Origin of the sequence: Streptomyces sp. NBC_01166 (genome assembly GCF_045039765.1) — a bacterium.
Classification (GTDB): domain Bacteria; phylum Actinomycetota; class Actinomycetes; order Streptomycetales; family Streptomycetaceae; genus Streptomyces.
Window position 1 is genome coordinate 280,995 of the sequence record NZ_CP108614.1, and the last position, 13,356, is coordinate 294,350.

Below are 13,356 nucleotides of genomic sequence, written 5' to 3' on the forward strand. Positions count from 1 at the left end.
GACATGACGGCCCGTCCGGCCCCTGGCGGGGCGGAGTGCCGGTACAAGAACACCATGATCACCAACGTTGCGCGGGGCCTCGCCGCCGCTGTCCTCACTCTCGCACCCCTGCTCTCGGCCGCCCCGGCCCAGGCCGCCGAGATCACCACGCTCGCCGACGGCGTCCAGGAGCTGCCGCTGGCCGCGGAGTCCCGCACCGGCTACGAGCGCTCCTCGTTCAAGCACTGGGTCGATGCAGACAAGGACTCCTGTAACAGCCGGATGGAGGTCCTGATCGCCGAGTCGAGGATCGCTCCTACCGTCGAAGCCGGCTGCAAGGTGACGGCGGGGGAGTGGTACTCGTACTACGACGGCCTCACCCTCACCGCGCCCGGTGGCCTGGACATCGACCACATGGTCCCCCTCGCCGAAGCGTGGGACTCCGGTGCCTCGCAGTGGACGCCGGCCCGACGCGAGGCCTACGCCAACGACCTGGACGCCGAGCGCTCCCTGGTCGCCGTCACCGCGAAGACCAACCGCAGCAAGGCCGACCAGGACCCCTCCACCTGGCTCCCGCCGCTCGCCGACGCCCGCTGCACCTACGCAGCCGACTGGGTCGCCACCAAGCTGCGATGGGGCCTGACCGTCGACCAGCCGGAGGCCGAAGCACTCACCACCCTCGCCGAGACCTGCGGCAACCAGCCGCTCGCCTACGAAGTCGCCGCCGACGCCGGGAAGTAAGTGGCACGGTTGACGCTTCCGATCTCCGGCCGCGCCGACGGGGCAGTCTGGCGCGGCCGGCGGTCCGACGCAGGCATGCTGCTGATTCTGGGGCGGCAGCGATAGCGCCTGTCCGGGTGACAGGGCGCACGGCACGATGTGCCCATGAACGAGCAGCGAGCTAGAGATTTTGCCCGGTGTGCTGTGGCGCTGGCGGCCGGGTTGCCGAGGCAGTTTCAGTACAACGGCTCCCCTCGATCGGAGGGGCAGTCGGATTCCTTGGATTCCGCTCCGACGGGCGATGACTTCTTCGCTCCGTCTATGGGGGGCAAGGAGGGAATCTTCGACCAGGGGCTGTCCAACGGCTTGGCCGCGATCGTTGCCTTCGAGTGGCCAGGGGAGGAGGCCAAGAAGGGGCGGGTGCTGTCGGCCAGTGCGTTGCTCAAGGTGATCGAGGCGCGTGTGGCCCCGATAGACGGTGCCTGCCTCATCCCTGACAGGCATCCTGCTGCGGAGATAACCCAGCAGGATGCGATCTCCGGCACAGACTTCATCTTCAACGCGCCGCCGACTCCCCTGTCTCGCCATACACGGATTGACACGTGCACGCTTCAGGAAGGGATCGAGGCCAGTCAGCTGGCCCGGCACGGCCGCGGGGAGGGAGGCCTGCGGCTGCGCCACATTGCAGCCCTGATGGCGCTCGACGGCCACGAGAGCCTGGGAGTGATGGGGGAGGAGCAGCACGATCGCCTGTGGGGCGCCGCGGTGAGTGAGGACGAAGCTTCCAGGGGCCGGGCTGCGGAGTACCTCGAACGGATCGGTGACGACGAGGCCGCGCGACGAGCTGAGCACGTGGAGAATCCCAACGCCTCCTCCAAAGCCCTCTTCAGATCTCCCGGATGATCAGTGAGAAGACTCAGCGCCGGCGTCCTGAGTCGCGGCTCGGCGCGCGGAGACGTACACCAGAAGGTATGAGCGACAAACAGACGACATGGCACCCAGGCGAGATCGTGCCCGAGAGCGGGATCTACGAGTGTGACTGCGGGGCGGCCCACCACTGGAGCACGGACGTGAAGGGCCACCGCTTCCCACCCCTCCCCGCGGGCTGTCCTGGCGAGGCGTGGGCCCTGAAAACAGACGCGCACCCGGACAGCTGACCCGGTCCCGACCGACCCAGGAAGGAACCTACCTGTGGTGCTGCGTCCTCCCGTGGAGCCGATGCTCGCCCAGGCCCGCGAGACCATCCCGCTTCCCGGAGCAGTCCCGGGCGGCATGGCCGTCGACCCCAAATTCGACGGATTCCGAGCACTGCTGTTCACCCCGCTCGACACAGGACAGCCAGTGCTGCTGCAATCGCGGCGCGGCGCGATGTACCAGGCACGCTTTCCCGATCTCATCGCGGCAGCAGAAGACCAGCTGCCTCCAGGGCTCGTCCTCGATGGCGAACTGGCGGTCCTTGAAAATGGACAACTCAGCTTCGCCGCCTTGCAGCGCCGGGCTCGCACGGTTCGCCAAGCCAAGACCTTGGCCGCTGAACTGCCTGCGCACTTCATCGCCTTCGACATCCTCCAGCTTGACGGCCAAGAGCTCCTCGATCAGCCCCAGATGCGCCGCCGCCAGATCCTGGAAGCGCTGTTCGCCGATCATCGGCTGACGCCGCCGTGGACGCTGTGCCCGACGACGACCGACCCGGCCGTCGCACAGGAGTGGCTGACCGAATGGACCGACGTCCCAGGCGTGGAGGGCGTAGTCGTGAAGAGCCGGGTAGGGCGGTACCGCCCAGGCGTCCGGGGGTCCTGGTACAAGGTTCGGCGACGAGCCACGACAGAAGCGATCATCGGCGGGATCACCGGCTCCCTCCGTCGCCCTCAGGTTCTCCTCCTGGGCCGCTTCGATGCGATCGGGCGTCTGCGGCTGGTAGGGAAGACGGTCCCGCTGAAGTCGGTCGTAGCCGCCGAGGTCGCCGACCAGCTGACGGCGGCCGACACCGACCACCCATGGGCCGGCGTGCGATTCTCTGCCCGCTGGGGGAGCCGAGACGATCTCGACCCGGTGCTGGTCGAGCCCCGATGCGTCGCGGAGCTCAGCGGGGACACCGCCCAGGACGCGGGGGTCTGGCGGCACCCCGTCCGGTACGTACGGCTCCGCCAGGACATGACCGCAGCTGACGTGCCCACCTTCGGGGACATGCAGCCCCACACCGGGTGACAACCCGCCGCCTAGACCGGGAAAACACCCCGTGCGGCGGCCAGGCCCTGGAGCGGCGAAGCGCTGGATCGGGCTGGGTCACTGCTCCTAGGGCGCCATCCCAGTAGCACCACGGAAGCACCCACGTTGTATCCCAGCCCGGCCTACTCCCGCTCACCAGTAAAGTCACACACGTGTGACTGAATCCCGTTGCCCTGTCGCCGTCGAACGGGCACGCTTCCGGCATGCGATTCCCCGCCGACGCCCGCCGCGACGTCCACGTTCGCTACACCCGTCCAAGCTGTATGGGCGGGTTCGCATGGTTCACCGTGGACTTCGAGCCGCTCCCGGACGGGCGGCTCGGCTTCGAGTTCGTCAACCCGCTCGGCACGGAGGACATCGACGCGGAGTGCGCGCAGGCGGTGAGCGACGGGATACTTCTGTGGCTGATCGGAGCAGAACGGGAGAATCTGCACTCCGTCCACCGCCCGCGGCTCCCCTCTGCGACGGAGCTCGGCGCGGGAGTGCCAGTCCGCCCGGAGGCCGGCCCGGGGCTCATTGCCCTGCGCGCAGTACTCCGGCACTCACGCCTGCACCCCATCGACTCCCTGTCCTTGACTCACACGCGCGCCGGGTGGCGGGCCGCGGACAAGAGCTGGCGGGGTGGGGAGGCGACGGATGACCCGATGGACCGTGCGCTGTAGAGCCGTGCGGTCGCCGGTGTGACGGAGCGGTATAGATGGCACCGTTCGCCAGGTTGATTGCTCAGCTTTCACGGACTGTCGGGCACGCTGGGCGCGTGTCCTGTCCCCCGCGGACCGTGGGCAATCCCGGTCTCTTGTAGGCACGCAGGTCACGCAGCGCGCAGAGCCCCGCGAGGTACGCCGCCCGTCCCGCCCATCTGTAGGCACCGCTGGGCAGGGCCGCAGCGGTGCCTACAGGTATCTGGGACAGACAGCGCGTGAGCATCACGGCCGGCCTCTTGGGGGAAGGCTTCCCCGTCGCTGGTGGGTGCCAGCGCAGATGACGGGGGTTGTAGAGCACGCCTTCGGGGGGAGGAGCCGTGGTCCGGTGGCTGGCTGTGCAGTGCGGCCCGGCGAACAATGTGCGGTCAGGTGCGTAGCTCAAAGAGGTGCAGGCCACGGGTACCAATGGCGACAAAGGTCCAGTCGTGGCTGGCCCACGTGCATCCCGTCAAGGAGCCATCGGTGCGCACAAGCGTTGCGATGACTCTGCTGCGGACGTTCCAAACACGGATCTCCCCGCTCATGCTCACGCTGGCGAGCCAGGTGCTGTCGGGGGAGATTGCCACCGAGGTCACCGGGCCGGACCCTCCGGTGAGGATTTTGGTGCACTGTCCGCTGGCCCGGTCCCACAGCCGCACCTCCCCGTCCATGCTGCGGGTGGCGAGCCAAGTGCCATCAGGCGAGATCGCCACCGCGCTCGCCCAGTCGGTGTGTCCGGTGAGGGTGGTGGTGCACTGTCCGCTGGCCCGGTCCCACAGACGAACCGCCCCGTCTCTGCTGCTGGTGGCGAGCCAGGCGCCATCAGGCGAGATCGCCACCGAGGTCACCCGGTCGAATTCTCCGGTGAGGGTGGTGGTGCATCGTCCGTTGGTGCGGTCCCACAGACGCACCGTCTTGTCCCCGCTGCTGGTGGCGAGCCAGGCGCCATCAGGTGAGATCGCCAGCGAGATCACCGGGGCAGTGTGTCCGGTGAGGGTGGTGGTGCATTGTCCGTTGGTGCGGTCCCACAGACGCACCGTCTTGTCCCCGCTGCTGGTGGCGAGCCAGGCGCCATCAGGTGAGATCGCCAGCGAGATCACCGGGGCAGTGTGTCCGGTGAGGGTGGTGGTGCATCGTCCGCTGGCCCGGTCCCACAGACGAACCGCCCCGTCTCTGCTGCTGGTGGCGAGCCAGGCGCCATCAGGTGAGATCGCCACCAAGTTCATCGGGCCGAATTGGCCAGCGAAAGTGGCGGTCCACTCTCCAATCGCAGACCGCAACGGAAAGGTCTCATCCGAGTCGCTAGCGGCGCGGGCGGCGTCCGGCAGTATCGACGCGGAAGAGGTCGAGCTTGTCTGCGGATCTGTGCTGAGTGTCATGTTCGTGGGGTCCCAGAGCTGCACCTTTTGGTCTCCGCTGCTGATGGCGAGCCAGGTGCCGTCGGGTGAGATCGCCACCGAGCTCTCCCGGCCGGACTTCCTGGCGACGGTTTTGGTGCACTGTCCGCTGGCCCGGTCCCACAGCCGCACCTCCCCGGTCCCGCTGTGGGTGGCGAGCCAGGCGCCATCAGACGAGATCGCCACCGAATGCACCGCGCCGGTGCCGGTGAGGGTTTTGGTGCACTGTCCGCTGGCCCGGTCCCACAGCCGCACCTCCCCGTCCGAGGTGCCAGCGGCGAGCCAGGTGCCATCAGGTGCGACCGCCACCGCGAATACCGCACCGTTGTGTCCGGTGAGAGTGGTGATACACCGTCCGCTGGCCCGGTCCCACAGCCGCACCTCCCTATCCATGCCGCCGGTGGCGAGCCAGGTGCCATCAGGCGAGATCGCCACTCTGTTCGCCTGGCTGGTGTGTCCGGTGAGGGTTTTGGTGCACTGTCCGCTGGCCCGGTCCCACAGCTGCACCGTCTTGTCTCCGCTGCTGATGGCGAGCCAGGTGCCCTCAGGTGAGATCGCCACCGACCTTGCCTGGCTGGTGTGTCCGGTGAGGGTTTTGGTGCACTGTCCGCTGGCCCGGTCCCACAGCCGCACCTCCCCATCCTTGCTGTTGGTGGCGAGCCAGGTGCCATCAGGCGAGATCGCCACCGAGTGCACCGGGTCATTGTGTCCGGTGAGAGTGGTGATGCACCGTCCGTTGGCGCGGTCCCACAGCCGCACCGTCTTCTCCCTTTTGTGGTGGGCGGCGAGCCAGGTGCCATCAGGCGAGATCGTCAGCGACATCACCGGGCTGGTATGTCCGGTGAGGGTTTTGGTGCACCGTCCGCTGGCCCGGTCCCACAGCCGCACCTCCCCATCCATGTTGCCGGTGGCGAGCCAGGCGCCGTCAGGCGAGATCGCCACGGAGTACACCGGGGTGGTGCCGGTGAGAGTGGCCAGCAGGGCGTGGTCGGGGAGATCCGGGGGCGACCAAAGCCCGACCAGGAGTGGCCGTGCGAGGGAGTCGTCGAGCCGGGCGGTGACCAGGCCGCGCCAGGATGGCACGAAGGCGAGCTGGCTGTAGAGGGTGTTTACCACAAGAGGGGCGGGATCGGTGGGGGTGAGCAGGTGGGTGATCTGTGCCAGGGAGCGTGTTCGGGATGCTGCGTCTGCCGTGGGAACGTGGCTCAGGTCGCGTTGGGGTGCGTTGGCGCCGTGTCGTACGAGGCGATCCTCAACCCACCTGAGGTCGCTGGCGACGGCCTCGGCCAGCTCAATGCGACCTGCTGCGACGAGGTGCTCGATCAGATGGTCCTGGAGGTAGCCATCTGCCAGTTCCCACCATGCGGAATACGGGGCCGGCGTGTGCGGGGAGGGCGGTGCGGCATCGGGAAGGTCGTCGGCCGAGACGTCCACAAGGTGCCCATGCAGCGCAGCGAGCCGTGTCGGGTCGTGGGTGCCAAGAAGATAGTCGCGGATGACATCGTGCAGGCTGATGCGTCCTCCGTTATCCGAGGTGAGAGTGAGCAGCGACAGGTGTGCCAATTGGGCGCACAAGTCTCGGGAGGCCCGTTCGCTCAGCCCGCCGGTGGCTCGCCACAGCCTCGCGATCAGCCGTACCGGCACGGTCTCGTCCTCGGCGAAGATTGCGAGTTCGGCGAACCGTTCCATGCCGCCCTCGCGCAGCAGATCAGTCGCCGCCTCCACGGTGGCGCGGATCGCCCTACGGCGCTCTTCCGGTCGATCCATGCCAATGCTGGCGCCCGTGGGATCAACCCCTTGCGGACCCTCAACGCGGAGGTGGTGCAGCATCTCTTCGGCGGCTCGGGCCAGGTCCTGTCCGGTCTCGACCTGGGCCTTGATCTGCCGGTTGACCAGACGCAGCAGCAGAGGCCATCGGCCGGTGGTATCCAGCAGCGCGCCGGTGGTTAGCGGAGGCAGGCCGTCGAGTTCCCACGTCAGCACGGCGCGGGCTTGGCCGAGGGTCATCTGGTCGACCAGGATCGTCCGAGTGCCCGCCGGCAGTAGCGAGCGGACTCGGGTGGTGATCAGACGTACGCAGTGCGTGCCACCTTGGAGGAACGGTTCGAGCTGTTCGTCCGTCCAGACGTCGTCGAGGAAGAGCAGGGTTCGCTCACGTTGGTCCAGCAGCCGGCCCAGATGCCGGCCAGCCTCCGTCGGATCGGAGAACTGCTCGGTATCGCCGGTGATGAACCTGGTGATCTCGGCAACCCGCGCAGCGATCTCCGCCCGCCCCCTCACCTCCCGGCCGATGGCGAAGCTGTACACCCCGCCCTTGTAGCGCTGGCGCACCCGAGGGCTGGCACAGATCATTTCGGCGAGCGTGGTCTTACCAAAGCCTCCCGCGCCCGACAGCGACGTGGTGAGACCCACCGTCGCCCTCGTGCCGCACACGGCCTCCTCGGCTTGCCTTCGCTCCTCTCGATCGACAATCCAGTCCCTAACCGGGGCAGGCTCGGGAGGATCAAGAGATGGGGGCGCCTGGGTCCGGACCCCTCCAGCCGCTACGCCAGCTCCCGCCACGGCCAACACCCCGAAGATGACCCAGCCTCCTGGCGACGACGGCTCGGCCACCAAACCCTGCAAGGCGGCGACGACTACGCCTGCACCTGCAAGTACCGCTCCCACAATCTGCCGCCGCACTCAGGCCCCCATGACCGACATCGCCAGCACCCCGGCGAGGCCACCAACGCCAGTGCTGTAGCCCAGTTGACTGCTAACTGACCCACACCCTACTCAGCGGAGATCACGTTCGTCTTCGTGACGAAAGCACTCTCAGCCGCCGCTCCGGTCACGCTCTCGTAGGAGCAATCTCAGGCATCGGCTGAGCACACTACGTGGCGATCGGTGCCAGATAGGGCGCTCAGTCACAGCCGGGGCCCCCACGAAGCCGCTCCGGCCCTGCCCGTTGACCGCGACGACCTCACCATCGAGCACCGCGGCTGCGCCTTTCGGTCGACCGGTCGGGACCGTCTGCCTCTCGTCGGTACGTGCCGCGACAAGCTCCAAACCCAGAAACTGAGCGCCGTACCTGGCCACACGTGCCAGGTACGGCGCTCAGTCACAACCCGGCGGGCGACTTCGCGGCGCGGAGAGCCATAACTCGCCTGTTCGATTTCCGTTCGAGTACTGTAGAGATCTGGCCAGGGTGGTTAGATCATATTTGGGGGTATTTGAGGGAGGTCGTGATGGGCGGTGGTGTACATCTGCATGTCGCCAGCGGCTACTCCGCCCGCTACGGCGCCTCCCATCCGCATGACCTGGTCGCCCGCGCCGCCGAGCGCGGCATCATGACGCTCGCGCTGACCGATCGCGACACCGTCACCGGCATCGTCCGCTTCGCCAAAGCCGCTATGGCGGCCGGTGTGCGGCCGGTTCTCGGCGTCGACCTCGCGGTCGCACCACACACCCCGGCCGTCCCCACCCTCAAGCCGCGAACACCCGCACGCGGCGGTGCGCACGTTACGGAGGCGCCCCTGCGGGCCACGCTCCTGGCCCAGGACATCGTTGGCTGGGCGCGGCTGTGCAGGATCGTCTCGGCGGCCCATGCGACCGCCGACGGTAGGCCGCCGGTCGTGCCATGGCCCGTGCTCCAGCAGTACGCGGACCAGAAGCTCACGGTCCTGCTCGGGCCCGCGTCGGAGCCGGTGCAGGCCTTGTCGGCCGGGCGCCCGGACCTTACTGAGCAGCTCCTGGCCCCATGGCGGGAGGTCGCTGGTCCGAACCTGCGCCTGGAGGTACTGCACTGGGGGCTGCAGGGGCTGGGGGCAGGCTCTTTGCGGCTCGCCGCCCACACGCTCGGCCTGGCCGACCGGCTTTCCATCCCCGCTGTGCTGACCAACGCGGTGCGCTACGCCGACTCCAGCCAGCACCGGATCGCCGACGTCCTGGACGCAGCCAGGCGCCTGCGCCCGATCGACCGCCGCAACCTGGACTGCTCAGAGCGCTGGCTGAAGGGCCCGGACCAGATGGCTGCCGCGGCTGAGCTGATCTGCCAGTCGGCAGGTGCGGGTCCGGGCCGGGCGGCCGCCCTGCTCGCCGAGACCGTACGGACGGCCGAGGAGTGCGAGATCGATCCGGTCGCCGACCTCGGACTGGGGCGCCCGCATTTCCCGGAGCCCACCGTCGTCGGCGCTGAGCCGGTCCTGGGTGGGGCGATGCGGCTGCTGACGCAGCGGTGCGAAGCCGGCATGGCCGCTCGTGGCCTCGACGGTGACCGGCAGGCGGTCGAGCAGCTAGATTACGAGCTCGGCATCATCGGCCGGCTCGGCTTCGAGGCCTACTTCCTCGCCGTCGCCCAGGTCGTCGCGGACGTCCGCGACATGGGCATCAGGGTCTCCGCCCGCGGATCCGGCGCCGGATCCATGGTCAACCACAGCCTGTTCGTCGCCACGGCCAATCCACTGGAGCACCGGCTCTTGTTCGAGCGGTTCCTCTCCGAACGACGCGCCTCCCTTCCGGACATCGACATCGATGTGGAGTCCGCCCGCCGCTTGGAGGTCTACGACCGGATCATCGAACGCTTCGGCACCGACCGCGTCGCCGTCACCGGCATGCCCGAAACCTACCGAGCCCGGCACGCCCTGCGTGACACCGGACTCGCCCTCGGCCTGCCTCCCCACGTCGTCGACAAGGTCGCCAAGTCGTTCCCGCACATCCGCGCCTGCGACATCCGCGGAGCGCTCAAGGAACTGCCCGAACTGCGCCAGCTCGCTGCCGGGGCCACGTCGTACGGCCGGTTGTGGGAGCTCGCCGAAGGCCTGGACGCACTTCCGCGGGGGATCGCGATGCACCCGTGCGGCGTGATCCTGTCGAACGCGACCCTGCTGGACCGGCTGCCAGTGCAGCCGACACCGGGCGGCCAGTACCCGATGGTCCAGGCCGACAAGGAAGACGTCGAAGACCTCGGCCTGCTCAAACTCGACGTCCTCGGCGTGCGGATGCAGTCCGCGATGGCCCACGCCGTCACCGAGATCCGCCGCACGACCGGCCGGCAGATCGACCTCGACAACCCTGACCACGTGCCCTTGGACGACCAGTTCGCTTTCGCCCTGATCCAGGACTCCGACACCGTCGGCATGTTTCAGCTCGAGTCACCCGGCCAGCAGGACCTCGTCGGCCGCCTCCAGCCCCGCGACCCCCAGGACGTCATCGCCGACATCAGCTTGTTCCGGCCGGGACCGGTGCAAGGCGGCATGCCCGCGCTCTACATCGCCGCCCGCCACGGCGCCGCCCCCGTCTACCCCCATCCCGACCTCGAACCCGTCCTCCGCGACACGTACGGAGTGACGATCTGGCACGAACAGATCATCGACATCCTCGCCGTGATGACCGGCTGCGACCGCGCCCTGGCCGAAGTCGCCCGCCGCGCCCTCGCCGACGAGAAACGCCTGCCGAAGCTGGAGGCGTGGTTCCGGGCGAAGGCCGGCACCCGCGGATACACCGCCCAGGTTCTGGATGACGTCTGGGAGATCGTCGCCAGCTTCGGCGCGTACGGTTTCTGCCGCGCGCACGCCGTCGCCTTCGCCGTTCCCGCCCTCCAGTCGGCATGGCTCAAGGCCCACCATCCGGCAGCCCTGTATGCGGGGCTGCTGGAACACGATCCGGGCATGTGGCCGATGCGCGTGATCGTCGCCGACGCCCGCCGCCACAATGTCCCCGTCCTGCCCGTCGACGTGAACAGATCCGCACCCGCCCACCAGGTCGAACAGACCGACAGTGGCTTCGGCGTCCGGCTCTCCCTGTCCACGGTGAAAGGCATCAGCGAAGACCAGGTCACCCGCATCACGGCCGGGCAGCCCTACAACTCCCTGCAGGACCTCTGGCAACGCGCCCACCCCGCCCTGCCCATCACCGAACGCCTCATCCAGATCGGCGCCCTCGACCATCTCAAGGGCGACCTGACACGACGCGACCTCCTGCTCCAAGCGGCAGAGCTGCACCGCCACACCCGCAGCCGGCCCGGCGCCGGACAGCTCCCGATCGATGACACCCTCATCACCGCCGGGCCTTCTGGCCTGCGCGAGATGAACAGCCGCGAGACCCTCGACGCCGAACTCGGCGTGCTGAAGATCGATGTCTCCCACCACCTGATGGAACACCACCACCGGCTGCTCCGGGAGATCGGAGCCACCGACGCCAAGCACCTCAAGACGATGCACCCCGGTCAGCAGGTTCTGGTCGCCGGCGTACGCGCCTCCACCCAGACCCCACCCATCCCCTCCGGCAAACGCGTCATCTTCGTCACCCTCGAAGACGGCTTCGGACTCGTCGACTGCGCCTTCTTCGAAGACTCCCACGAAGCCTGCGCACACACGATCTTCCACAACGGACTGCTGCTCGTCCGCGGCACCGTCGAGGCCCGAGGCCCGCGCCGGACCGTCGTCGGGCAGAGCGTCTGGAACCTCGAAGAGCTCGCCGCGGCCCGCCGCGACCACGGCCCCCAGGCCGTCCTCGATCTCCTCGGCCACCGCGAACCGGCGCCCACCCCGGCCCAGCCGGCCGACACACCGGCCCGGACGCTCACCAACGGAACCGCGGGGGCGAAGCTCCACCCCTATGCCGATCTTCAGCCCGCCGGTACCCGCTCCGCCGACCTCAACCGCCTCGGCCACACCAGCCAGGGAAGTGCGGGATGACCACCAGCTCACGCACCGTGATGCGCATCTACTTCCACGTCCAGAGCGCAGACCTGTACGAACAGCTCCTCACTGTCCTGGCCGCCATCACACCGCGGGTTCAGCCGCACCCCGCAGACTTGTCCGCCGACGTCGACCTCACCGGCGCCCTGCGGTACTGGGACCGCGACCCCGAAGGCCTCGCAGCTGTCATCCGGCTTCGCGCCCTCGCGCTCTACGGGGTTCAAAGCAGCGCCGGAGTCGGGCCGTCGCGGATGATCGCGGCCATGGCCTCCGCCATCACCCCACTCGGCGCCGCCACCATCATCGGCCGCACCCCCTGCGACGTCGCCGCTTTCCTCCGCCCCCGACGTGCCTCCGCGCTCCCCGGGGTGGGGCCGGCCACCGCGCGCACGCTCACCCGCTACGGGATCAACACCGTCGGCGACATCGCAGACACCCCGCTCGCCACACTCCAGCGGATCCTGGGCATCGCCGCCGGCCGCCAGGCACACGACCGGGCCCACGGCACCGACGACCGCCCCGTCATCCCCGCTGCCGCCCCCCAGAACGATCACCCGCACCTGCCGCTTCGACCGCGACGAACTCGACCCCGAACAGCACCACCGAACCGTCCTCGGCCTCGCCGAGCAGCTCGGCTCCCAGCTCCGCGACACCGACGCGGTATGCCAAGCCCTCACCCTGACGGTCACCTACGCCGACCGCACCAGCACCAGCCGCACCCGGACACTCGCCGAACCCACCGCCCACACCCCGGACCTTGCCGACACAGGACGCGAGCTCCTCACCGGACTCGGTCTCCAACGCGCCCGCGTCCAAGCCATCTCCCTGCGTGCAGAACGCCTCCAGCCCGCCGAACGCGCACCGCGCCAGCTCGCCCTCGACTCCCGCGATGACAACGCCCGCAGCCTCGAAGCGGCCCTCGACCGCGCCCGCACCAGATTCGGCACCGGCATCGCAGGCAGCGCCGCTGCCTACCGACCCCGATAGAGGCAAACCTCGAGACGGACAAGAGGGCAACTCGGCACCGTCCGACAGAACCAGCGGTGCGCGCGCAACGTGAGGTCGGGTATCGAAAGTGGCTGGTAGCGGGGCTGGAGGGGATGTTCGGGACCCGGTCGCCGGTTGCATCGCGAACCTGCCATGGTATCCGTCATGGATTCTGAGCCGCGTACTGATCTCGCTCGTCACCATGACCCGGGGCTTCCGTTGGCTCGGTTCGCGGGTCAGATACTTGTGGTCTGTCCGCGATGCGGAGGCCGTGCCCTCGTGGTTCCCCGGCCAGGCATTTTTGAACTCAAGTACTTCAGCGAGCTCTTGTTCCAGCCGCGTCGTCTGGCTTGTGGAGGGTGCGGTGCCATCGCCGACTGGACCCCTGAGGTGCGGGGAGCTGGGCTGATTGGCGCGGTGCTGGGTGGTAGTGAGGATCCGTTTTTCCAGCGGCCTCTGTGGCTGCAGACCCGTTGCGTCGGTCAGATCTTGTGGGCCTACAACGAGGAGCACATCGCCGAGTTGTCCGCCTACGTCGCTGCGCAATTGCGAGAGCGTGACGGCGTACGGCCGACGAGGGCGATGTTCGCTCGGTTGCCGGCGTGGATGAAGAGGTCGGACAATCGCTCGGAAGTACTGGCCGGCCTGGAGACACTTCGGGAACTGGCCAAACGGACGGCA

The 13,356-nt window shown here is 68.5% G+C and carries 8 protein-coding genes and 1 pseudogene; 8 read left to right on the forward strand and 1 reads right to left on the reverse strand.

Annotated elements, in window-relative coordinates:
• Positions 1-54: 54 nt before the first annotated feature.
• The 5 genes from OG379_RS41055 to OG379_RS41075 all read left to right on the forward strand — a co-directional run bounded on the left by OG379_RS41055 (position 55) and on the right by OG379_RS41075 (position 3,590).
• Positions 55-720: an HNH endonuclease family protein gene (locus OG379_RS41055; RefSeq protein WP_331735516.1), complete on the forward strand. Its 666-nt coding sequence runs from the start codon at positions 55-57 to the stop codon at positions 718-720.
• Between the two features lie 144 nt (positions 721-864).
• Positions 865-1,602, forward strand: coding sequence for a hypothetical protein (locus OG379_RS41060; RefSeq protein ID WP_405669030.1), 738 nt, complete (start codon positions 865-867; stop codon positions 1,600-1,602).
• 68 nt (positions 1,603-1,670) lie between these two features.
• Positions 1,671-1,856: a hypothetical protein gene (locus OG379_RS41065; protein WP_331735520.1), complete on the forward strand. Its 186-nt coding sequence runs from the start codon at positions 1,671-1,673 to the stop codon at positions 1,854-1,856.
• 61 nt (positions 1,857-1,917) lie between these two features.
• The gene (locus OG379_RS41070; protein ID WP_405669032.1) at positions 1,918-2,907 is read left to right on the forward strand and encodes an ATP-dependent DNA ligase; all 990 of its coding nucleotides are present in this window, start codon (positions 1,918-1,920) and stop codon (positions 2,905-2,907) included.
• 224 nt (positions 2,908-3,131) lie between these two features.
• Complete coding sequence (locus OG379_RS41075; protein ID WP_331735524.1) at positions 3,132-3,590, forward strand: hypothetical protein; 459 nt, start codon at positions 3,132-3,134, stop codon at positions 3,588-3,590.
• Between the two features lie 407 nt (positions 3,591-3,997).
• Here the strand turns inward: OG379_RS41075 and OG379_RS41080 are convergent, their stop codons facing one another.
• Complete coding sequence (locus OG379_RS41080) at positions 3,998-7,420, reverse strand: NB-ARC domain-containing protein (protein WP_331735526.1); 3,423 nt, start codon at positions 7,418-7,420, stop codon at positions 3,998-4,000.
• Between the two features lie 815 nt (positions 7,421-8,235).
• Here OG379_RS41080 and OG379_RS41085 point away from each other — a divergent pair.
• The 3 genes and pseudogenes from OG379_RS41085 (at position 8,236) to OG379_RS41095 (ending at position 12,675) form a co-directional block, all read left to right on the forward strand.
• Positions 8,236-11,685, forward strand: a complete 3,450-nt coding sequence (locus tag OG379_RS41085; RefSeq protein ID WP_331735528.1) for a DNA polymerase III subunit alpha — start codon at positions 8,236-8,238, stop codon at positions 11,683-11,685.
• Between the two features lie 20 nt (positions 11,686-11,705).
• Positions 11,706-12,140 (forward strand): annotated as a pseudogene (locus tag OG379_RS41090) (hypothetical protein); the annotation flags it as partial.
• A complete protein-coding gene (locus OG379_RS41095) occupies positions 12,037-12,675 on the forward strand; it encodes a hypothetical protein (RefSeq protein WP_405669035.1) in 639 nt (212 codons plus the stop codon). The pseudogene OG379_RS41090 and the gene OG379_RS41095, both read left to right, overlap by 104 nt.
• Positions 12,676-13,356: the final 681 nt, after the last annotated feature.